We start from the raw sequence: 20,360 nt of genomic DNA on the forward strand, positions 1-20,360 counted from the left end.
TTTCGTTCAGCACTTCATTTCAGATGCCCAGAATTGACGTAGGACACAATGTGAAATTCAATCTCCGTATTGGCCTGGCGCTCGCCAGCGCCTTGGCCCTGTCGGCCTGCGTGTCGCCTGATGTTGTCACCAAAACGCAGGTGGGGGATGCCAAGCTGACCTGCACTGAAATCGCGGTGCAGCTGAACCAGCTGGAAGAAATCCGCAAAGAAGCCAAGAAGGGCAAGAGCATGTCCGGCGAGAATATCGCCGCCGCGCTATTGTTCTGGCCGGCTGTTATCGGCAACCATTCCAACGCCAAGCAGGCGCTAGAAGCCGCGAACGAGCGTCACGAGGTTCTGGTAGCCCTGGCAGAGCGCAAACGCTGCAAGCTGTGATATCGGTACGGGGCAACCCGTATCGCAGAACGACAAAGGGGCGCGCCACAAGGCACGCCCCTTCTTTGTTAAATGATACGGTATCAGCCGTAGGTCGGGTGAAACTTCCCGCCGGGCGACAGGGTAAAGATCTCGGCCCCATCAGCGGTAACGCCAACCGAATGCTCGAACTGCGCGGACAGCGATTTATCGCGGGTAACAGCGGTCCATTCGTCCGCCAGGATCTTGGTTTCCGGGCGGCCAAGGTTCACCATCGGTTCAATGGTGAAGAACATGCCTTCCTCCAGCACCGGGCCGGTGCCCGGGCGGCCATAATGCAGCACATTGGGCGGCGCGTGGAACACCTGACCCAGACCATGGCCGCAGAAATCCCGCACCACGCTCATGCGCTGCGCTTCCACATAGGACTGGATCGCATGGCCAATGTCGCCAAAGGTATTGCCGGGTTTCACCGCCTCGATCCCCTTCATCAGGGAGTCATGGGTCACCTGGATCAGCCGCTCGGTCTTGCGCGACAGCTTGCCTGCCACATACATCCGGCTGGTGTCGCCGAACCAGCCATCGACGATGACGGTGACGTCGATATTCAGGATATCGCCATCCTTCAGCTTCTTGTCGCCGGGAATCCCGTGACAGACCACATGGTTCACGCTGATGCAGCTGGCGTGCTGATAGCCCTTGTAGCCGATGGTGGCCGAGGTCGCGCCTGCGTCCTCCACCATCTGGGTGATCAGCCGGTCCAGCTCGCCGGTGGTCTGACCGGGGACGACATGGGCAGCGATATCGTCAAGGATCTGTGCCGCCAGCGCCCCGGCAGCGTGCATTCCGGCAAAATCGCCGGGCTCATAAATGCGAATGCCGTCTTTGGTGGTGCGGCCGTCTTTCGATCTCATCAGATGAGGCTCCATCGGGTGTCTTTGACATAGCTATCTACGCGCTCCGCGCCAAAAGGGCCAGAGCCGGCACCACCGCCTGCCGGGAACTTTTTGCCACCCGGATGCGTTCCCCTCCCTGACGAATTGCAATCGCACCACGGAGGGACCCGCAGCCATGGACAGCATGAATGCCCTGATGCAGACCGAAATCTATAACGGAAAAGCGCTGGCCGATCTGATCACGCTGGAATTTCTGGCTCAGGCCATGGGCAGCGTGCTCGCCGCCATGCTGATCCTGATGGCTGGCTTCATCGTCGCGGGCTGGGTCAAACGACGGATCGTTCAGATCGGCGACAGCCATGCCAGCCTTGATGTGACGCTGTTCCACTTCCTCGGCAATCTGGCACGCTATGTGATCCTTGCCTTTGCGGTGCTCTTTGTTCTCAACACCTTCGGGGTCCAGACCACCTCGATCATCGCGGCCATCGGTGCCGCGGGTCTGGCCATCGGTCTGGCCATGCAGGGCGCGCTGTCCAATGTGGCAGCTGGCATCATGCTGATCCTGTTCCGCCCGTTCAAACTGGGTGATTTCATCGAAGTGGACGGCGAAATGGGCACGGTCAAGGAAATCACCCTGAACAACACGGTGATCGCCGACCTGTCGAACCTCAAGGTGATCATCCCCAACTCCGAAGTCTGGGGCAACACGATCACCAATTACTCCGAATATGACACCCGCCGCGCGGAATGGACCTTCGGCGTCGGCTACGGGGCCAACCTTGCCACCGCCGAGCAGGTCATCCGCGACGCCATCATGTCCGACAGCCGCTCGCACGCAGAGCCGGAACCCTTCATCCAGGTCAATAATCTCAACAGCAGCTCGGTGGATTTCCTGGTCCGTGTCTGGGTCGATGCGGCGGAATATTTCCAGTATCAGGCGGATATGAAACGCCGGGTGAAGGAAGCACTGGATGCGGCCGGAATCGATATTCCCTTCCCGACCCGGACGCTGGTGCAGGCCAGCCCCGACAGCTCGGACAGCTCGGATAGCGCCGAGCAGAGCAAAAGTGGCACCACCGACACGCAGAGCGAAGCAGCCTGACAGGCGACCCGCAGCGCTCAGCCCGCGCCTGCGCCAATCGCGCCCGCAATTGCAACACCCTCCGGGGTGATGCGGGTGGCGATCACCAGCCGCTCCACCCCCGCAGCCGCCGCCGCATCCCAGGCGGCGGCATAGGTCGGGTCGATATCGCCGGCGATCTGAAACCGCTCACAATCACCGCGCTGCACCAGATAGAGCAGCACCGCCCGGTGACCGGACCGGCACATGTCGGCCAGGTTGCCCAGATGCTTGGCCCCGCGCGCGGTCACGCTGTCGGGGAACTCCGCCAGACCGGGCTGGCGTGACAGCGTCACGCTTTTGACCTCAACATAGCAATCGGGCAGGCCGGGCTGGCTCAGCAGGAAATCAATGCGGCTCTTCTCGGCATATTTCACCTCGGCCCGGACCGTTTCATAGGCCGACAGCGCTGCGATCTGGCGCGCCTCCAGCGCCGATTTCAGCGCGCGGTTCGGCACCGATGTATCCACACCCACCAGGGTGCCACCGGCAACCTCGACCAGCCGCCAGCCGTATTTCAGCTTCTTCTTCGGATCGTCATTCGGCTCCAGCCAGACCGTGCTGCCCGGGTCCGCCAGCCCCATCATCGAGCCGGGATTGGCACAATGCGCGGTTATTTCGCGCCCATCCGGCAACTGGCAGTCCGCCAGAAACCTCTTGTAGCGTCGGATCAGCGTGGCGGGCAGCAGAGGGGTTTGAAAGCGCATGTGACAGGGCCTATACCTGCGCTATCATTGGTTCAAGAGGAGGAGCGCAGATGGCCACCCCAACCGGCGCCATGCCAACCGCAGCGATGCTTGTCATCGGTGACGAGATTCTGTCCGGGCGCACCCGCGATGCCAATATGTATTACCTCGCCGGCGAGCTGAGCAAACATGGCATCGACCTGCAGGAAGTGCGCGTCGTCAGCGACAATGAGGCCGCGATCATCGCCGCCGTCAGGGCGCTCTCGGATGGTTTTGACCATGTCTTTACCAGCGGCGGTATCGGCCCCACCCATGACGACATCACCGCCGATTGCATCAGCAAGGCCTTTGATGTGCATCTGGACGTGCGCGAGGATGCGCGCGCGCTGTTGCAGGCCCATTACGACAAATCCGGGCAGGAGCTGAACGCGGCCCGCCTGCGCATGGCCCGGATCCCCGATGGCGCCACGCTGATTGAAAACCCGGTCTCCACCGCGCCCGGTTTCACCCTGCGCAACGTGCATGTGATGGCCGGGGTGCCCAGCGTGTTTCAGGCCATGGTCGCCTCGGTCCTGCCGACGCTCACCGGCGGTGCGCCGCTCTTGTCGCAGACCCTGCGAGTGCAGCGGGGCGAGGGCGACATTGCCCCTATCCTGACTGCCATTGCCGAGGCCTATGATGACCTCTCGATCGGCTGTTACCCGTTCCAGCAGAATGGTGCCTTTGGCGCCAATGTGGTGGTGCGCGGTGCCGATGGCGCGCGGGTGGATGCGGCGATTACCGCGCTGGCGCGGGATCTTGATCTTTGACTGCCACGCCGTCGCTGACCGACCCGAAATACTATGACGTCACCGACCACACCTGGCCTGCCGCCGAGGTCCGCCAGCTGGGTCCGGTCACCCTGCGCCGGGGCGATGGCGGCGGCAGCCGGGTCTCCGCAGCAACCGTCATCACAGGCCACGCAAGCGAGGCAGAAATCACCGCCGCCGAACTGGCGATGTCGGAGATGGGGCAGGATCATCTGTTCATGATCCGCGACGGTCAGGACGCCCTTGATGCGCAGCTCGCTGCGCGGGGCTATGTGATCAAGGATCCGGTGGTGCTCTGGACCTGTCCTGTCGAACAGCTCTGCCATGTTGAAATCCCGCCCGTGACCGCCTTCTGCGTCTGGGAACCCCTTGCGATCCAGCATGAAATCTGGGCCGCCGGTGGCATCGGTCCCGAGCGCTTTGCGGTCATGCAGCGCACGGCGGGGGCCAAGACCTCGCTGCTGGGCCGCTGCGATGATTCCCCCGCGGGCACCGTTTTTGTGGCGATCCACGACGGCACCGCCATGGTGCACGCGCTGGAAATCCTGCCGCACCAGCGGCGCAAGGGCATGGGCGTCTGGCTGATGCACCGCGCTGCGCAATGGGCCGCTGATCAGGGCGCGCGCGAACTGGCGGTTCTCTGCACCGAAGCCAACGCCGGGGCAAACGGTCTATATGCCTCACTTGGCATGCTGCGCGCCGGGCGTTACCACTATCGTCACAACCCAGAGGGAGTGTAACCGATGACCCGCGACGCTGATGCCCCAACCGCATTGGACCTGCCGATGGTAGACCCGCTGCCGCCGGAGACGCAGAAATATTTCGACATCTGCCAGGACAAACTCGGCATGGTGCCCAACGTGTTGCGCGCCAATGCCTTCGACATCGACAAGCTCAACGCCTTTACCGCGATGTATAACGACCTGATGCTGGCGGACAGCGGCCTGTCAAAGCTGGAGCGCGAGATGATCGCGGTGGTGGTCTCCGCCATCAACAGCTGTTTCTACTGCCTCGCAGCCCATGGCGCGGCCGTGCGTCAGCTGTCGGGCGATCCCAAGCTGGGCGAAATGCTGGTGATGAACTACCGGGTTGCTCCGTTGGAGCCGCGCCAGCGCGCCATGCTGGATTTCGCGGCCAAGGCGACCAAGGCCAGCGCCGAGATCGAAGAGGCCGACCGCCAGACCCTGCGCGACCACGGCTTCAGCGACCGCGATATCTGGGATATCGCCAATGTCACCGGCTTCTTCAACATGTCCAATCGGGTTGCCAGTGCCACCGGCATGGTCCCCAACGACGCCTATCACGCGCAGCACCGGTGATCCGTCGCGCTGTCCTTGCCGCCCGGCGGCTGACGCCTGCGGTGGCGGGGCTGCTCTGTGCGGCCCTGCCGTCATTTGTGGCAGCCCAGGGCATCGAGCTGCCGCCCGGCGCGCGCCAGCTGGCCGAACGGCCAACCGCCCTTGGCAGCTATGCGGTACCGCTAGGTGCGGCCAGCGACGACGGCGTGCCCGAACGCCAGGTTGAAGGTCAGATTCTGCGCCGCAGCTGGCGAATTTCCGGCGATTCCACGGTTTTGCAGGTGCTGGCGCCATTGCGCGCGCAGCTGGTCGATGCCGGCTATGACCTGCTGTTTCAATGTCCGGCGCGCAGCTGCGGCGGCTTTGATTTCCGCTTTGATATCGAGGTGATCCCGGCGCCGGATATGACGGTGGATGTCAGCAACTTCAGCTTCCTCTCTGCCGAACATCCCGACGGGCGGATCGTCACCCTGCTGGTTTCCCGCTCCGGCAATGCAACCTTTGTGCAGATGATCGAAGTCCGCTCCGCGGAAACCGCCAGCGCGGCACCGCGCGACGACACCGCCACCACCGCCAGCCAGCCAGCGGAGGCGCCGATCGTGGCACCGCCGCTGGTGGGCGCGGCAGAGCTGATCGAGCGCCTGCGCCGCAATGGGCGCGCGGTGCTGGCGGATCTCGAATTTGAAACCGGCGCGGTGGCGCTGGGGGCCAAACCCTATGCCAGTCTGGCGGCGCTGGCAGAGTTCCTTAGCCAGAACCCCGACTATTCCGTGCTCTTGGTGGGCCATACCGATACCGTCGGCAGTCTTAGCCAGAATATCGCGCTCTCCGAACGGCGCGCCGATGCGGTGCGGACCCGTCTGCTGGAGGAGGGCGATCTGGAGCCCGGTCGCGTGTCGGTGGCAGGTGCGGGCTTCATGGCGCCGCTGACCAGCAACCTCAGCCCCGAGGGGCGCGAGGCCAACCGCCGGGTTGAGGTGGTTCTGATCGCCCGCTGACAGGCCGCCCGCAGATCTCCCATGGCCACCGCCCAGAGGCCCGGAACGGGAAAACCCGGCACAATGGCCGGGTCCTCTCCAGTTCCAACGGGGCGCGCGGCTCACCAGGTGATGCCATCCTTATCGGCAAAGGCCTCAGCGAGAAAGTCGATGAACGCCCGCACCTTGGGCTGGGTAAAGCGGCCAGGAGGGTAGACCGCATAGATGCCTTGGGTTTCCATCGGCAGCGAGGGCATGACGTCCTCGACCAGCCCCTCGGCCATGGCATCTGAGTAGAGATAGCTTGGCAGATAGGCGATCCCGAGGCCTGAAATGGCCGCATTCAGCAGCGACTGCCCGTCATTCACCGACAGCCAGCCAGAGGTCCGCACCTGCCGTTTTTCGCCCGACGGCGCGGTGATCTTCCACATGCTGCCGCTGGACTGGTTCGAATAATGCAGCAGCTTGTGCATGTTGAGATCGTCGATCTTCTGTGGACGACCGAATTTCTCCAGATAGGCGGGGGAGGCGATCATCCGCTTGGTGGTTTCGGTCAGCTTGCGCGCCCGCAGAGAGCTGTCTTCCAGCTCGCCGATCCGCAGCGCCATATCAAACCCTTCGGAGATCAGCTCCACATAGCGGTTGTTCAGCACCATGTTGACGGTGATATCGGGATAGTCGCGCAGGAAGTCCGACAGCACCGGCGACAGGTGATTGACGCCGAAATCCGTCGCCACTGAAATCCGCAGCAGCCCCGATGGCGCCGATTGCATGGAGGTGACCAGCGCATCCGCCTCACCGGCATCATTCAGGACACGGCGGGCGCGGTCATAGTAGGCCAGCCCAATTTCTGTGGGCGAGACCCGCCGCGTGGTCCGGTTCAGCAGCCGCGCGCCCAGACGGGCCTCAAGGCTTGAGACATGTTTGGACACCGCCGATTTGGAGATCCCCATCTTCTTTGCCGCATCGGTGAATCCGCCCTGGTCCACCACATTGGCAAAGGCCTCCATTTCGGTCAGTCGGTCCATAGCACTCGCGTCCTTGTTTACCCGTGTTGCCTCAAATGTCGCGGGCAAATCGGGCAAGAACGGGGCGAGGATGGGATAATTGCAGGGTTATTCACCCATAGTTTACCAGCTGGAAACACCTGCGGCTCGGCCCGAAGATCGCAATAGCAGTCAAAGCCACTATGTTGAGAGGGGCTTACATCAATGGGAGGACAACTTATGACTGCGATCATCAGATCCACGATGAGAACCGCGCTGGCGGCCCTCGTCGCCTGTGCCCTGCCGGTTTCCGCGGCCCTGGCCGGCGGCGAAACCCCGTCGCCGGAGGGGGCGGAGGTCTACTTCGTGATGCCCAGGGATGGCGATACCGTCTCATCCCCGGTCACCGTGGTCTTTGGCCTGCGCGGCATGGGGGTGGCCCCGGCGGGCACCGAAAAGGAAAACACCGGTCACCATCACCTGCTGATCGACCGCCCGCCGCTGGGCGAGGGCGAGGATGGCGCGGATGAGCTGTCCTACGGTCTGCCATCGGATGAAAACCACATCCATTTTGGCGGCGGCCAGACCGAAACCACGCTGGATCTGGCACCGGGCGAACATACGCTGCAACTGGTGATGGGCGATTACGGCCATGTGCCGCATTCCACCCCGGTGGTATCGCAGGTGATCACCATCACGGTCGAATAGGCGAGGTAACGGGCGGCGATACTTCGGCGCAGGGCGAAGCATCGCCGTCGGGCCGGCTGCTAGATCAGGGGCGTATTTCTCAACGAAGGACGCCCCATATGCTCACCTGTGTCATCCGCTACCATATCGACCCCACCAAACGTGAGGATTTCGCCACCTACGCCCGCAACTGGGGGCAGGCGATCCCCCGCTGCGGCGCCGATCTGATCGGCTATTATGCCCCGCATGAAGGCTCATCAACGCTGGCCTATGGCATCTATGATGTGGCAAACCTTGCCGAATACGAAGCCTACCGCGCGCGCCTCGCAGCCGACCCACTGGGCCGCGAAAACTACGCCTTCGCCCAGGAGCGCCGCTTCATCCTGCGCGAGGACCGCACCTGGCTGAAAAAAGTTTCCGACCCAGAAGGATCCACAGGATGATCGCAGTCATATTCGAGGTTGAAATCAAGGATGGCGCCAAGGACCGCTATCTTGAGATCGCAGCCAGTCTGAAGCCGCTCCTGGAGCAGATCGAAGGCTTCATCTCCGTCGAACGGTTCCAGAGCCTCACCACGCCGGGCAAACTCCTGTCGCTGTCCTTCTGGGAGAGCGAGGAAGCCGTGGCCAACTGGCGCCAGCTCAGCGCCCACCGCGCGGGGCAGAAAGAGGGCAGGGACCATGTGTTCAGGGATTACCGCCTGCGGGTGGCAGGCGTGCTGCGCGACTACGGCATGGAGCGGCGCGACGAAGCCCCCGCCGATGCCCGCGCGGCCCACGACCCTGTTGCCACGTGAAACACGAGGGGCGCAGGCTACACCTCTGGGGCTGTGCCGTGATCGGTATGGCCCTCTTCACCTCTCTTGTTGGGGCGGAAGAGGCGCGAATACCCGGCGCGGCGATCCTGTCGCCCCGAGATGGCGATATCGTCGCGTCGCCCATCACTGTTGGTATCCGCGTACCCGCAAAGGGCGCATATCACCTCTATGTCGATGGCGACCCTGTCGGTTCCGATGGGTTGCCCATGGGCGACATCCGCCTGACATTGGATGTGCCAACAGGGGTCCACGAACTCGACGTGCGCCAGATGGGCGCCGCCGTCAGCGGTCAGGCTATCACCGTGCTTGTTGACCGGATCACCTTGCCGGACGACAAGAACTGCCTCGCCTGTGGCGGTTTGCGCCGCCCTTGATCGTTACGTCAAAGACCCCGGTTGCGAACCGGGGCCGTTGTGGAAATAGACACATTAACCGGTCGCAGCTTCAGCGCGGGTGGCGGCCTTCTTCGATCTCTTCCACGATCTTGCCGACAAATGCCTTCAGATCATCGGGGTTGCGGCTGGTCACGATCCCGTTGTCCGCGACGACCTCCGCATCCTGCCAATCGGCCCCCGCGTTGATCATGTCGGTCTTGATCGACTGAAACGAGGTCATGGTGCGGCCCTTGACCAGACCGGCCTCGATCAGCAGCCAGGGCGCATGGCAGATTGCGGCGACAACCTTGCCCTGATCGTAGAAACCGTTGATCAGCTCGATCACATCGTCATTGATGCGCAGCAGATCCGGGTTGATCTGACCGCCGGGCAGGACCAGCGCGTCGTACTCCTCGACACGGACCGCCTCCAGCGCCAGATCCGCCTCGGCCTCACGGCCCCAGTCATCGCCTTCCCAGCCCTTGATCGCCTTGCCATCGAGGCTGGCGACAGAGACCTCAGCGCCCTTGACCCGCAGCTGATCGCGCGGGAATTCCAGTTCGGACTGCTCGAACCCATGGGTGGCAATCATCAGGATCTTGGCGTCGGTGATACGGGGCATGAAACTCTCCTGTCTGTCGTGGCGGTAATCGCGCCACCGGGGCGGCGCCGTTCACGGACAAAACGCCACTGGGCGCCGGAGGTTCCACAACCGCAAACGACCCCCGCCACCACAGGCGGCGAGGGTCGCAAGATTTACACAGCGGCGAGACGGTGCCGGATCAGAGGCTGGCCGCCAGCCGTGTACCCTGATTGATGGCCCGTTTGGCGTCCAGTTCGGCCGCCAGATCGGCGCCGCCGATCACGTGGCAGGATGTGCCCTGTGCCTCCAGCGCATCCGCCAGCGACCGCTCCGACAGCTGGCCAGAGCACAGAACAACGGTATCCGCCGCGATCACGGTTGGATTCTCGCGCGCCTCGCCAAAGCTGACATGCAGCCCGTCGTCGTCGATCTTCTCATAGTTCACGCCGCCGACGAAATTCACATCCTTCATCTTCAGCGTGGCGCGGTGGATCCAGCCGGTGGTCTTGCCCAGCCGCTTGCCGTGGCGCTCCGCCTTGCGCTGCAACAGCGTCACCTCGCGGGCCGGGGCCTCAGGCTGCGGGCCTTCGGGGGCCAGACCGGCGCGATGCTCGGCCGGGTCCGCAACGCCCCATTCCTTCATCCACAGGGGCAGGTTCTCCGTGGCGCTTTCACCTTCGTGCAGCAGGAATTCCGACACATCAAAGCCGATGCCGCCTGCGCCGATCACCGCCACCCGCTTGCCCACCTTGGCCTTGTGGCGCAGCACGTCGATGTAATCGACCACATTGTCGCGGTCCTGACCGGGGATCTGCGGATCGCGCGGCACTACGCCGGTGGCAATCACCACCTCGTCAAAGCCCTTGAGATCGCCCGCCGACACCTCGCGGTTCAGCTCCAGCGTGACGTCGCTCTGGGCCAGCATGGTGCGATACCAATCGACCAGCCCCCAGAATTCTTCCTTGCCCGGCACCTGCTTGGCCATGTTCAGCTGGCCGCCGATCTCGCTTGCGCGATCAAACAGCGTCACCTTGTGGCCGCGCTCCGCTGCCGCCAGCGCGGTGGACAGACCCGCAGGACCCGCGCCGACAATGGCGACGGTCTTCACGCTCTCCGCAGGCGTCAGCACCAGTTCGGTCTCATGGCAGGCGCGCGGATTCACCAGGCAGGAGGTCAGCTTGCCGCTGAACGTATGGTCCAGACAGGCCTGATTGCAGGCGATGCAGGGTGCGATCTGATCGGCCTTGCCCTCCGCTGCCTTGGCGACAAAATCCGCATCCGCCAGCATTGGCCGCGCCATCGACACCATATCGGCGCAGCCCTCGGACAGCACCTGCTCGGCGACCTCCGGCGTGTTGATCCGGTTCGATGTGATCACCGGAATGCCAACCTTGCCCATCAGCTTTTTGGTGACCCAGGCAAAGGCCGCGCGGGGAACAGATGTGGCAATCGTCGGAATGCGCGCCTCATGCCAGCCGATCCCGGTGTTCAGGATGGTGGCACCGGCCTTCTCGATCTCCTGCGCCAGTTCGACCACCTCGTCATAGGTGGAGCCATTGGGCACAAGGTCGATCATCGACAGGCGGTAGATGATGATGAAATCCGTCCCCACCGCCTCACGGGTGCGGCGCACGACCTCGATCGGCAGGCGCATCCGGTTCTCATAGGACCCGCCCCAGCGGTCCTCGCGCTTGTTGGTATGGGTGACGAGGAACTGGTTCAGGAAATAGCCCTCCGACCCCATGATCTCAACGCCATCATAGCCCGCCTGCTGTGCCAGCACGGCGGCATTCACGATGTCGGAAATCTGCTTCTCGATACCCTCTTCATCCAGCTCCTGCGGCGGGAAGGGCGAGATCGGCGATTTTATCGGGCTTGGCGCCACGCATTTCGGACCATAGGCATAACGCCCGGCATGCAGGATCTGCATCGCGATCTTGCCCCCGGCCTCATGCACGCGGTTTGTGACGATGCTGTGGTTGGCCACATCCTGCTCGCTCGCCATCATCGCCGCCCCTGGCAGAACCGATCCTTCAAGGTTCGGACCAATGCCACCGGTGACCATCAGCGCCACGCCACCGCGCGCCCGGTCGGCATAGAACTCGGCCACCCGGTTCCAGTCCTTGGTTTCCTCAAGCCCGGTGTGCATGGATCCCATCAGCACGCGGTTTTTCAACGTGGTAAAGCCGAGATCCAGCGGCGCCAACATTTTCGGGTACGCAGTCATGACACTCTCCCTGGTAGTTCTCTGATAAGTCTTTGGTCTTCGTTTGCGCGAAAATGGCCCGGCCTGAAAGGGATTGTCACTTTGGACGCGGCGTCAACCTCTTGCACGACGCTGGGGCACAGGTGCACAAGGGATGCATCCAACCAAGGAGAGACTGGATGACCCCCGAAGATATCGCAACCCTGCCGTACCGGCCCAATGTCGGCGTGATGCTGGTCAATGCAGCGGGTGAGGTCTGGGTCGGCCAGCGCATGGACCGGCACAAGGACGCCTGGCAGATGCCCCAGGGTGGTATCGACGCAGACGAAGATCCCAGGCTGGCGGCGCTGCGCGAACTGGAGGAAGAAACCGGCGTCACCGCCGATCTGGTCGAGATCATCGCCGAAAGCAACGGCTGGCTGCCCTATGATCTGCCCGCCGAGGTGGTGCCGCATTTCTGGGGCGGCAAGTATCGCGGGCAGGAACAGAAATGGTATCTGATGCGCTTTCTCGGGCGCGACGATCAGATCAATATCGCCACCGACCACCCGGAATTCTCCGCCTGGTGCTGGCAGCCGGTCGATCAGCTGGTCGGCAAGATCGTGCCATTCAAACGCGAGGTCTACGAACGGGTTATTCAGGAGTTTCAGGACCATCTATGATGGTTCGGACTGCCCCCCGTCTGACAAAGGATGTCCTGATGTCGCCGCTTTGCACGCGTTTTCTGCCCGTTGCCCTCCTGTCTGCGCTGGCCGGTCCCGCATCCGCTCTCAGCTGCCTGCCTTGGGGACCGTCGGACGCCTATCTGGAGGCGGTGAAATCCGACAAAAACTACGTCGTGGTCGAGGGTAAGCTCAGCTTTGATGAAACCGCCCTGCCGAAACCGCCGCAGGACAATCCCAATGATGCGCCGCCGCGCAGCCTGATCCCCGCGCGGATCAACGGTAAGGTGATGACCCCGGACGGCTTTTCAAAAGACGTCGATCTGGACATCACGCTGGAAATCCTCTGCTTTGGGCCGTGGTGTGCTGGCGCTGCGGATGGCGTGGACTATCTGGCCTTTCTGGAGCAGCGCGCAGGCGATTACGTGCTGCGCATGGATCCCTGTGGCGGCTTTGGCTTCGGGGGCACCGATGGTGCCGCCCGAGAGGAGGTGCTGGCCTGCCACGCGGGCACATCCTGCACTCCTTGGTCCGAACGCTAACCCGGTCCCGGCTTTGGTCCTGCACATCCGGCAGGGTCTCAGGCCCCGGCCACCCGCCGCCTGCGCCAGCGCAATCCGCTTTGCCCCAGCCACAGGCTGAACAGCGCAAGGCCCGCGCCAATCGCCTGTTTCGCCGTCAGCACCTCGCCAAGGAACACCCAGCCCAGCACCACCGCTGATAGCGGGCTGAGCACCCCGAGAAGCGACACCACCGATGGTTCCAGCCGGGCGATGCCGCGAAACCACAACACATAGGTCGCAGCGCCGCCGATCAGGCTCATGTACGCCAACCCCAACAGGTTCTCGGCACTCAGCTGCGGCAGCGATGGCAGCGACCACAGGGTGGCCGGGATCAGCAGCAGCCCGCCCGCCGTCAACTGCCAGGCGGTGAAGGTCAGCAGCGACACAGGCGGCTGCCACTTGCGGCTCAGCACAACGCCGGCTGCCATCGCAATGGCCCCGGCGAGCCCTGCCAGAACACCGATCCCGTCCAGCTGCGCACTCGGCGTCAGCACCAGCAGCGCCACGCCCAGAATGCTCAGGGCCGCCGCCAGCACTGCCGCCGTGCGCACCGGCGTCTTCAGCATCAGCGCCGACAGGAACACCACCACCAGCGGCTGCACCGCGCCAAGGGTCGCAGCAACCCCGCCGGGCAGGCGGTAGGCAGCGACAAACAGCAGGCTCCAGAAGATCGAGAAGTTCAGCGCCCCCAGCACCAACAACCGCGGCACCCAGCTCAGCGGCGGCAGTTGCCGCACCATCAGCATCAGCAACAGCCCCGCAGGCAGCGCGCGCAGCAGTGCCACCAGCAGCGGCGACTGCCCCGGCAGCAGGGTGGTGGTGACAATATAGCTGCTGCCCCAGATCACGGGGGCCAGCGCGGTTAGGATCAGATCGCGGCTTTGCATGGCAGAGATTCCTTTATTTCTCGACATCAAGATATATCGGTTTTTCTTGACGTCAAGATATCATGCGATAATACCTTCCCACATGGACCATGTGGATTTTGTGACCCAGCAATGGGAGCGAGAGCGCCCCGACCTTGATGTATCGGCGATGGCCGTCATCGGGCGGGTCGGACGATTGGCGCAAGCCTATCAGAAAGAAATGCAGAAAACCTGGGCGGGCTATGATCTGAACGCGGCCAAGTTCGATGTGCTGGCCACCCTGCGCCGGGCAGGCGCGCCTTATCGGCTGTCACCGGGCGATCTGTTGCAGGCCACCATGGTCGCCTCCGGCACCATGACCAACCGCATCGACCGGCTGGTGGACGCCGGTCTGGTGGCGCGCAGCGTCAACCCCGAGGACAGCCGCGGCTTCCTGATTGAGCTGACGCCAGAGGGGCTGAAGCTGATCAACGAGGTGGTCGAGGCCCATGTCGCCACTCAGGCCCGCCTGCTCGGCGATCTGTCGGACACCGAACAGCGCAGCCTGACACATCTTCTGTCCAAGGCGCTGAACGCGGCAGAAACCGCCTGAAGCCCCCCGCGACCGTCAGGGTCGATCACCGATGAACAAAGCCGCCCCCGATTGCTCGGGGACGGCTGTGCAATAGTGGCTGCGGGCACGGCCCCGGCTCAGATCAGCCCTTCGCGGCGCAGCACCTGATTCATCACCGCCTTGGGGCGGGGGCCGATATGGCTGATCACCTCGGCGGCGCAGACATTGCCGATCCTGGCGCAGGTCTCGATATCCAGCCCCTTGGCCATGCCGAACAGGAACCCGGCCGCAAATTGATCGCCGGCCCCGGTGGCATCCACCGGCACCACCCGCTCAACCGGCACTGTCACGCGGGTGTCGCCCTCAACCACGGTGACGCCATCGCCGGAGCGGGTGCAGACCACCAGCGGGCAGATGGCGGCTGTCTTGGCCAGCGCCTCTTCCAGATCGTCGGTTTCAAACAGCGATTTGATCTCAGCCTCATTGCCAATCACGAAATCGAGGTCGTGTTCGATCAGCGACAGGAAGTCGGCCCGGTGGCGTTCCACACAGAAGGGATCGGAAATCGCGATGCCGCATTTGCCGCCGCCGTTGCGGCAGTCCCGCGCCGCTTCCATAAAGGCGCTCTTGCCCTTGTCTTTGTCGAACAGATAGCCCTCAAGGAACATCAGCTGCGCCTTGCCGGCCACCGTATCCGGCACATCCGACGAGGACAGCTCGGAGGAGATGCCCAGATAGGTGTTCATCGACCGCTCGCCATCGCCGGAGACAAAGATCATCGACCGCGAGGTCGGCAGCTCGCCGCCCGCAACCGGCGGGTTCACAAAATCCACGCCGTCATCCGCCATCGCCTTGGCGTAGAACCGTCCCAGCGCATCGTCATGCACCCGCCCGATAAAGGCCGCATCCAGCCCCAGTGCACCCGCGCCCGCAATGGTATTCGCCACCGAACCGCCGGGCGTCTGCACCCGTTCCTGCATAGCCGCATAGAGCACCTCGCCGCGATCACGTTCGATCAGCTGCATAATGCCTTTCTCGATGCCCATATGCTCCAGAAAGCTGTCGTCACATTGGCTGATCACGTCCACAACGGCATTGCCGATCCCGACGAGCTGGTAGGTTTTCATAGAGTCTTGTCCTCAAACTGGCAGAGATCGCGGATGATGCAGGTGGGGCACATCGGCTTGCGAGCCTTGCAATGGTATCGTCCGTGCAGGATCAGCCAATGATGGGCATGAAGCTGGAAATCCGCCGGAATATTGTCTTCGATGGCACGTTCGACCGCATCGACATCCTTGCCCGGCGCAATGCCCGCCCGGTTGCCAACGCGAAAGATATGGGTGTCCACCGCCTGTGCGGGCTGGCGCCACCACATGTTCAGCACCACATTTGCGGTCTTGCGCCCGACACCGGGCAGGGATTGCAGCGCCGCGCGGGAATTGGGCACGATGCCGTCATACTCCTCGACCAGAATCCGCGACATCTTGATCACGTTCTTGGCCTTCTGGCGATATAATCCGATGGTCTTGATATGCTCGATCAGACCTTCTTCGCCCAGATCCAGCATCTTCTGCGGGGTGTCGGCAATCTTGAACAGCTCGCGTGTTGCCCGGTTCACGCCCGCATCGGTGGCCTGCGCCGACAGCGCCACCGCCACCACAAGCGTATAGACGTTGACGTGATCCAGTTCGCCCTTCGGCTCTGGATCCGCTGCCTGAAACCGCGTGAAGATCTCACGCAGCGTGTGATAATCGAGTTGCTTTGCCATCGCGGCCCTTAATGCCGCGCAGGAACAGTCGGCGCAAACAGAAAAGCGGGTCAGGGTGAGCGAAGCGTTACACTGCGGCTTGCCGGTCTCGCGCAGGCCCTTCGCGCAAGATCCGGGTCGCACTGCCCGGCCAGCGCCATATACTGGAGCACAGGACCACAGGCGGGAGTGCGACCCATGACATTGCAGACGCGCGAGGAGAGCTATCATTACGGCGTCATGCGCCGGGCGATTGCGCTGATTGACGATGGCGGCGAGGATCTGACGCTGGCCGAACTCTCTGCCGCGATGGGGATGAGCCCCTCGCATTTCCAGCGGCTGTTCTCGGCCTGGGTCGGCGTCTCCCCCAAACGCTACCAGCAATATCTGCGGCTGGGCCATGCCAAGAGCCTGCTGGAGGATCGCTTCACCACGCTGGAGGCCGCCCATGCCGTGGGTCTTTCGGGCAGTGGCCGACTGCACGATCTGTTCCTGCGCTGGGAGGCGATGAGCCCCGGTGAATACGCCCGCAAGGGGGCCGGTCTGACAATCCACTGGGGCTGGTTTGACAGCCCCTTCGGTCTGGCGCTGGTGATGGGCACGCAGAAAGGCATCTGCGGGCTGGCCTTCGCGGCGGAAACCGGGCCGGAGGCGGCGATGGCAGATATGCGGTCACGCTGGCCTCAGGCCGCGTTTGCCGAAACCCCGGAGCTGTTGCGGCCGCAGGCGGAGGCGATCTTTGCACAGCGCGGCGAGGCGGCCCTGCATATGATCGGCGCCCCCTTGCAGATCAAGGTCTGGGAGGCGCTGCTGCGCATCCCGTCCGGGCAGGTCACCACCTATTCCGAGATCGCCCAATCCATCGGCGCGCCGCGGGCGGTGCGCGCCGTCGGCACGGCGGTGGGGCGCAACCCGGTCAGCTGGCTGATCCCCTGCCACCGCGCCCTGCGCAAATCCGGCGCTCTCGGCGGCTACCACTGGGGGCTGCCGGTCAAACGCGCGATGCTGGCCTATGAGGCGGCGCGGGAGGAGGGGCAGCAGGACGGCGCGGCCTGATCCGCGCGCACCCTGTCCTGACCCGCGCGCCGCGCAAACAGGCGCCGCAGCAGGCCGGGGCGCTTGCCACCCGGCGCGATCTCGGCCTCGGCCCGCGCTGCGGCCATTGCGGCGGCCGTTGCCGCGCCCCGGATCTGAGCGGCCTCCCGCTCTACTTCGTAGGATTTGGAAAACTGGCGCTGCGCCTCCCATTTGTCTTTGCCCAGCGTGATCAGAACAATCCAGTCATAGGTCAGCATGGTGTTTCTCCTTCTGTCTGAAGTCAGAACACCACAACGCTGCTGACACGCTTTGTCAGCGGCCTGTGCTAAGATGTCAGCAGCCTGTCAGCGGAGAGAGACCATGGAACGCACCGGCCGCCTGTTCGAAGTCATCCAAATCCTGCGCGCCGCCTCCGCCCCGATCCGGGCGGAGGATCTGGCGGAAAAGCTGGAGGTCTCAAAACGCACCGTCTACCGCGATATCGCCGCGCTACAGGGGATGCGCACCCCGATCGAGGGGGAGGCGGGCATCGGCTATGTGCTGCGCAAGGGCTATGATCTGCCGCCGCTCAACTTCGACGAAGAAGAGCTGGAGGCGCTTTATGTCGGCCTGTCCCTGTTGATGCGAACCGGCGACGGCGCCTTGCAGGAGGCGGCCAAAAGGGTCTGTCGCAAAGTCATGGAATGCCGCTCGCCCGGAGATCGGTTGCAGGTGGCCCCCTGGGGCGGCGCGCCGCTGGATGATCCCGAGCGGGGCTGCGTGTCAAAGGGGCTGCTGCGACAGGCGGTCCGGGAAAGCCGCAAACTGCGGCTCACCTATCTCTGTCCCGACAGCGGCGAAACCCTGCGGGTCCTGCGCCCGCTGGCGCTGATCTACAACGTCGAAACCACGCTGCTGGCGGCCTGGTGCGAATTGCGCGGCGGCTTTCGCCATTTTCGCGCCGACCGGATGCTCTGCGCCGATCTGCTGGCGGACAGCTTTGCGGCAGAGGCCGATCTGCTGCGCAAACTCTGGATGGAGCAGGGCGGCGGACTTGAGGAGGATGCGGCCCGGATCACCTCAGCCTAAAGCAGAGCTTGGGCAGGTTTTCGCCGAGCCAAAAAGACGTTACCTTGTGATGACGGCACCGCGACACGATATTCTCCGCAGCACGGGCCCCGCCCGGATTGAGCAAGCAAAAGGCAGATTTTTGATGATGCAGATGAAACTTACCACCGCCGCCATCCTGGCCGCAGGCCTGGGCCTGACCGCCTGTACCGATCCCGCAACCGTCGGCACCCCCGGCAGCAAGACCCAGAGCGGCGCTCTGATCGGGGGCCTGATCGGCGCGGGCGTTGGCGCTGCTGCCAATGATTCCGACCGGGGTCTGGGTGCTGTCACCGGCGCGCTGGTCGGTGCCGCCGCCGGCAGCGTCATCGGCAACCAGCTGGACGCGCAGGAGCGCGAGCTGCGCCAGTCGATCTCCAATGATGGCATCTCCATCGTCAACACCGGCGACCGTCTGATCGTGTCGCTGCCCAATGACCTCACCTTTGCCACCGACAGCGCGGCGATCTCGCCCGCGGTGCGCTCTGACCTGAACAAGGTTGCCGCCAGCCTGGTGCGCTACCCCAACAGTCAGGTTCAGGTGATCGGCCATACCGACAGCGATGGCGATGCCGCCTATAACCAGGGCCTGTCGGAGCGTCGCGCAAATGCGGTCGCCGATCAGATCCAGGCCGGTGGTGTGCCCTACAACCGCGTCCAGATCATCGGCCGCGGCGAAAGCCAGCCGGTGGCGTCGAACCTCACACCCGATGGCAAGGCGCGCAACCGCCGCGTGGAAATCGTCGTGATCCCGCAGGGCGCCTGAGCCTCCTGACGCAGCCATATCCGGGGTGTTGCCCCGTCCAAGCAGAAAGACCGCGCCGCAGGGTGCGGTCTTTTTTCTGCGCAGTTATGTAACTATTCCAGACTGCGTGGCGTTGTGTGGATGACTGCACATCGGCTGCGCAGGCGTCGGGGTTTTCTCACCGGCCTGACGGCATAGGTTTGTCCGAGACAGAAATTCAAAACCGAAAGAGGCATCACACCATGTCCGACCCCAAAATCCTGACCATCTCCGGTTCGCTGCGTGCGGGCGCCACCAACCGTAAACTGCTGGCCGAGGCCCTGCGCCTGTTCGGTCCCGCCGAGGTGAGCGAGGCCGATCTCAATCTGCCGCTTTATGACGGTGACGACGAACAGGCCAATGGCATTCCCGCAGCGGTTCAGACACTTGCGGATCAGATCGAGGCGGCGGATGCGGTGATCATCTCCACCCCGGAATATAACGGCGCGCCCTCTGGCGTGTTGAAGAACGCTCTCGACTGGGTCAGCCGCACCAGCAACAAACCGTTTCAGGACAAACCGGTGGCCGTCATGTCCGCCGCTGCGGGCCGCGCCGGCGGGGAGAAGTCGCAGATGCTGCTGCGCACATTCCTGGTGCCGTTTCAGCCCCGCGTGCTGACCGCACCGCAGGTGCATGTGGCGGCATCGCAGTCCGAATTCGACGAAGGCGGCCGCCTGAAAGGCGAGATGTATGTCAAAACGCTGGAAACGCTGATGACGGCGCTGCGGGCCGAAATCGCGCGCTGAGCGGACCCAGACCAGAGATCAACCAGACCAGAGATCAACCAGCCTCGCAGCGCAACCACCGCTTCGGGGCTGTCTTTGTGTCGGCGTCTGCCGCATTGATCACCCGTCGCGGCCCGGCTCGTCGGGAGAGTTGGAAAACAGCGCGATCTTATTGCCGTCAGGGTCGCGCAGATAGCCGACATAAAACCCGGCGCTATAGGCCGCGCGAAACCCCGGCTGGCCGTCATCAGATCCGCCCGCCGCAACCGCCGCCGCGTGCAGGTCGCGCACCTGCTGCTGATCGCGGGCCTGAAACGCCACCATCACGCCATTCCCAGCCGAGGCGGCAGCGCCATCAAACGGCGGCTTCACATAGAAATCGGGCAGGGTCGGCAGCTCTCCCTCCGGCACTGGCAGGGCAAAGCTCAGCCCTTCCGGCCCCTCGCTGAGACCATAGCCAAGCACCGGCAGAAATGCGGTGTAAAAGGCCTTTGCCTTTGCCATGTCATTGGCACCGATGGTGATATAGGCGATCATTGCT

General features: G+C 63.5%; 27 protein-coding genes. 17 read left to right on the forward strand and 10 right to left on the reverse strand.

The genetic code is table 11. From position 1 onward, the window contains the following. The first annotated feature begins 50 nt into the window (after positions 1 to 50). The gene (locus VXL81_RS13765) at positions 51 to 377 is read left to right on the forward strand and encodes a hypothetical protein (RefSeq protein ID WP_040181163.1); all 327 of its coding nucleotides are present in this window, start codon (positions 51 to 53) and stop codon (positions 375 to 377) included. Positions 378 to 460: 83 nt separating this feature from the next. On the opposite strand, the gene map is transcribed toward VXL81_RS13765, so the two are convergent. Continuing rightward, entirely contained in the window at positions 461 to 1,270 is an 810-nt protein-coding gene (map, locus tag VXL81_RS13770) for a type I methionyl aminopeptidase (protein ID WP_416554737.1), read from the reverse strand. A gap of 157 nt (positions 1,271 to 1,427) precedes the next feature. Between map and VXL81_RS13775 the strand changes: the two genes are divergently transcribed. Further along, the gene (locus VXL81_RS13775) at positions 1,428 to 2,354 is read left to right on the forward strand and encodes a mechanosensitive ion channel family protein (RefSeq protein WP_416554739.1); all 927 of its coding nucleotides are present in this window, start codon (positions 1,428 to 1,430) and stop codon (positions 2,352 to 2,354) included. 17 nt (positions 2,355 to 2,371) lie between these two features. Here VXL81_RS13775 and sfsA read toward each other — a convergent pair whose 3' ends face one another. Then, complete coding sequence (sfsA, locus tag VXL81_RS13780; protein ID WP_340546796.1) at positions 2,372 to 3,079, reverse strand: DNA/RNA nuclease SfsA; 708 nt, start codon at positions 3,077 to 3,079, stop codon at positions 2,372 to 2,374. A gap of 50 nt (positions 3,080 to 3,129) precedes the next feature. On the opposite strand from sfsA, the gene VXL81_RS13785 reads away from it, so the two are divergent. From VXL81_RS13785 to VXL81_RS13800, 4 genes are read left to right on the forward strand one after another with little or no spacing between them, the layout of a single operon-like run. Further along, the gene (locus VXL81_RS13785; RefSeq protein ID WP_340546797.1) at positions 3,130 to 3,867 is read left to right on the forward strand and encodes a competence/damage-inducible protein A; all 738 of its coding nucleotides are present in this window, start codon (positions 3,130 to 3,132) and stop codon (positions 3,865 to 3,867) included. Next, entirely contained in the window at positions 3,864 to 4,607 is a 744-nt protein-coding gene (locus VXL81_RS13790) for a GNAT family N-acetyltransferase (protein ID WP_416554741.1), read from the forward strand. The genes VXL81_RS13785 and VXL81_RS13790 overlap by 4 nt, the downstream gene beginning before the upstream one ends. A gap of 3 nt (positions 4,608 to 4,610) precedes the next feature. Next, a complete protein-coding gene (locus VXL81_RS13795; protein ID WP_340546799.1) occupies positions 4,611 to 5,186 on the forward strand; it encodes a peroxidase-related enzyme in 576 nt (191 codons plus the stop codon). Beyond that, positions 5,183 to 6,163, forward strand: coding sequence for an OmpA family protein (locus VXL81_RS13800; protein WP_416554743.1), 981 nt, complete (start codon positions 5,183 to 5,185; stop codon positions 6,161 to 6,163). The genes VXL81_RS13795 and VXL81_RS13800 overlap by 4 nt, the downstream gene beginning before the upstream one ends. Before the next feature lie 101 nt (positions 6,164 to 6,264). Here the strand turns inward: VXL81_RS13800 and VXL81_RS13805 are convergent, their stop codons facing one another. Next, positions 6,265 to 7,170: a LysR family transcriptional regulator gene (locus VXL81_RS13805; protein ID WP_340546801.1), complete on the reverse strand. Its 906-nt coding sequence runs from the start codon at positions 7,168 to 7,170 to the stop codon at positions 6,265 to 6,267. 198 nt (positions 7,171 to 7,368) lie between these two features. Here VXL81_RS13805 and VXL81_RS13810 point away from each other — a divergent pair, with 198 nt between their 5' ends. From VXL81_RS13810 to VXL81_RS13825, 4 genes are all read left to right on the forward strand, one after another. Then, positions 7,369 to 7,836, forward strand: a complete 468-nt coding sequence (locus tag VXL81_RS13810; protein ID WP_416554745.1) for a DUF4399 domain-containing protein — start codon at positions 7,369 to 7,371, stop codon at positions 7,834 to 7,836. A gap of 98 nt (positions 7,837 to 7,934) precedes the next feature. Continuing rightward, the gene (locus VXL81_RS13815) at positions 7,935 to 8,258 is read left to right on the forward strand and encodes an NIPSNAP family protein (RefSeq protein WP_027248680.1); all 324 of its coding nucleotides are present in this window, start codon (positions 7,935 to 7,937) and stop codon (positions 8,256 to 8,258) included. After that, the gene (locus tag VXL81_RS13820; RefSeq protein ID WP_340546803.1) at positions 8,255 to 8,611 is read left to right on the forward strand and encodes an antibiotic biosynthesis monooxygenase family protein; all 357 of its coding nucleotides are present in this window, start codon (positions 8,255 to 8,257) and stop codon (positions 8,609 to 8,611) included. Before VXL81_RS13815 ends, VXL81_RS13820 begins: the two co-directional genes overlap by 4 nt. A 47-nt stretch (positions 8,612 to 8,658) precedes the next feature. Further along, the gene (locus VXL81_RS13825; RefSeq protein ID WP_416545339.1) at positions 8,659 to 9,006 is read left to right on the forward strand and encodes a hypothetical protein; all 348 of its coding nucleotides are present in this window, start codon (positions 8,659 to 8,661) and stop codon (positions 9,004 to 9,006) included. A gap of 70 nt (positions 9,007 to 9,076) precedes the next feature. On the opposite strand, the gene VXL81_RS13830 is transcribed toward VXL81_RS13825, so the two are convergent. After that, positions 9,077 to 9,628 (reverse strand): type 1 glutamine amidotransferase domain-containing protein, encoded by a 552-nt coding sequence (locus VXL81_RS13830; RefSeq protein ID WP_416554747.1) that lies wholly within the window; start codon positions 9,626 to 9,628, stop codon positions 9,077 to 9,079. A 160-nt stretch (positions 9,629 to 9,788) separates the two neighbouring features. Further along, complete coding sequence (locus VXL81_RS13835; RefSeq protein WP_416554749.1) at positions 9,789 to 11,816, reverse strand: FAD-dependent oxidoreductase; 2,028 nt, start codon at positions 11,814 to 11,816, stop codon at positions 9,789 to 9,791. Positions 11,817 to 11,974: 158 nt separating this feature from the next. Here VXL81_RS13835 and VXL81_RS13840 point away from each other — a divergent pair, with 158 nt between their 5' ends. Next, a complete protein-coding gene (locus VXL81_RS13840) occupies positions 11,975 to 12,457 on the forward strand; it encodes an RNA pyrophosphohydrolase (RefSeq protein ID WP_340546806.1) in 483 nt (160 codons plus the stop codon). Beyond that, the gene (locus VXL81_RS13845) at positions 12,454 to 12,999 is read left to right on the forward strand and encodes a hypothetical protein (RefSeq protein WP_416554751.1); all 546 of its coding nucleotides are present in this window, start codon (positions 12,454 to 12,456) and stop codon (positions 12,997 to 12,999) included. Before VXL81_RS13840 ends, VXL81_RS13845 begins: the two co-directional genes overlap by 4 nt. A 38-nt stretch (positions 13,000 to 13,037) precedes the next feature. Here VXL81_RS13845 and VXL81_RS13850 read toward each other — a convergent pair whose 3' ends face one another. Next, on the reverse strand, positions 13,038 to 13,907 hold the full coding sequence (locus tag VXL81_RS13850) for an EamA family transporter (RefSeq protein ID WP_416554753.1): 870 nt from the start codon (positions 13,905 to 13,907) through the stop codon (positions 13,038 to 13,040). Positions 13,908 to 13,989: 82 nt separating this feature from the next. Between VXL81_RS13850 and VXL81_RS13855 the strand changes: the two genes are divergently transcribed. Next, positions 13,990 to 14,478 carry a MarR family winged helix-turn-helix transcriptional regulator gene (locus VXL81_RS13855; protein ID WP_416554755.1) on the forward strand — a complete coding sequence of 163 codons (489 nt, stop codon included), beginning with the start codon at positions 13,990 to 13,992 and terminating at the stop codon, positions 14,476 to 14,478. 98 nt (positions 14,479 to 14,576) lie between these two features. On the opposite strand, the gene VXL81_RS13860 is transcribed toward VXL81_RS13855, so the two are convergent. Together VXL81_RS13860 and nth are read right to left on the reverse strand one after the other, a co-directional pair. Then, on the reverse strand, positions 14,577 to 15,566 hold the full coding sequence (locus tag VXL81_RS13860; RefSeq protein ID WP_416535260.1) for an adenosine kinase: 990 nt from the start codon (positions 15,564 to 15,566) through the stop codon (positions 14,577 to 14,579). Next, positions 15,563 to 16,207, reverse strand: coding sequence for an endonuclease III (gene nth / locus VXL81_RS13865; protein WP_416541203.1), 645 nt, complete (start codon positions 16,205 to 16,207; stop codon positions 15,563 to 15,565). Before nth ends, VXL81_RS13860 begins: the two co-directional genes overlap by 4 nt. A 177-nt stretch (positions 16,208 to 16,384) precedes the next feature. Here nth and VXL81_RS13870 point away from each other — a divergent pair, with 177 nt between their 5' ends. After that, positions 16,385 to 17,242, forward strand: coding sequence for a methylated-DNA--[protein]-cysteine S-methyltransferase (locus tag VXL81_RS13870; RefSeq protein ID WP_416537402.1), 858 nt, complete (start codon positions 16,385 to 16,387; stop codon positions 17,240 to 17,242). Here the strand turns inward: VXL81_RS13870 and VXL81_RS13875 are convergent. After that, positions 17,197 to 17,481, reverse strand: coding sequence for a hypothetical protein (locus VXL81_RS13875; protein ID WP_416554757.1), 285 nt, complete (start codon positions 17,479 to 17,481; stop codon positions 17,197 to 17,199). The genes VXL81_RS13870 and VXL81_RS13875 overlap by 46 nt on opposite strands. Before the next feature lie 103 nt (positions 17,482 to 17,584). Here VXL81_RS13875 and VXL81_RS13880 point away from each other — a divergent pair, with 103 nt between their 5' ends. The 3 genes from VXL81_RS13880 (at position 17,585) to VXL81_RS13890 (ending at position 19,840) form a co-directional block, all read left to right on the forward strand. Continuing rightward, on the forward strand, positions 17,585 to 18,292 hold the full coding sequence (locus VXL81_RS13880; RefSeq protein ID WP_340546813.1) for a helix-turn-helix transcriptional regulator: 708 nt from the start codon (positions 17,585 to 17,587) through the stop codon (positions 18,290 to 18,292). 124 nt (positions 18,293 to 18,416) lie between these two features. Beyond that, positions 18,417 to 19,076, forward strand: coding sequence for an OmpA family protein (locus tag VXL81_RS13885; RefSeq protein ID WP_340546814.1), 660 nt, complete (start codon positions 18,417 to 18,419; stop codon positions 19,074 to 19,076). 221 nt (positions 19,077 to 19,297) lie between these two features. Beyond that, positions 19,298 to 19,840 carry an NADPH-dependent FMN reductase gene (locus VXL81_RS13890; protein ID WP_260101076.1) on the forward strand — a complete coding sequence of 181 codons (543 nt, stop codon included), beginning with the start codon at positions 19,298 to 19,300 and terminating at the stop codon, positions 19,838 to 19,840. 99 nt (positions 19,841 to 19,939) lie between these two features. On the opposite strand, the gene VXL81_RS13895 is transcribed toward VXL81_RS13890, so the two are convergent. Continuing rightward, positions 19,940 to 20,356 (reverse strand): VOC family protein, encoded by a 417-nt coding sequence (locus VXL81_RS13895; RefSeq protein WP_260101075.1) that lies wholly within the window; start codon positions 20,354 to 20,356, stop codon positions 19,940 to 19,942. Positions 20,357 to 20,360: the final 4 nt, after the last annotated feature.

This window comes from Phaeobacter sp. JH204B (assembly GCF_048055755.1).
In the GTDB taxonomy this organism is placed as follows: domain Bacteria; phylum Pseudomonadota; class Alphaproteobacteria; order Rhodobacterales; family Rhodobacteraceae; genus Phaeobacter; species Phaeobacter bryozoorum.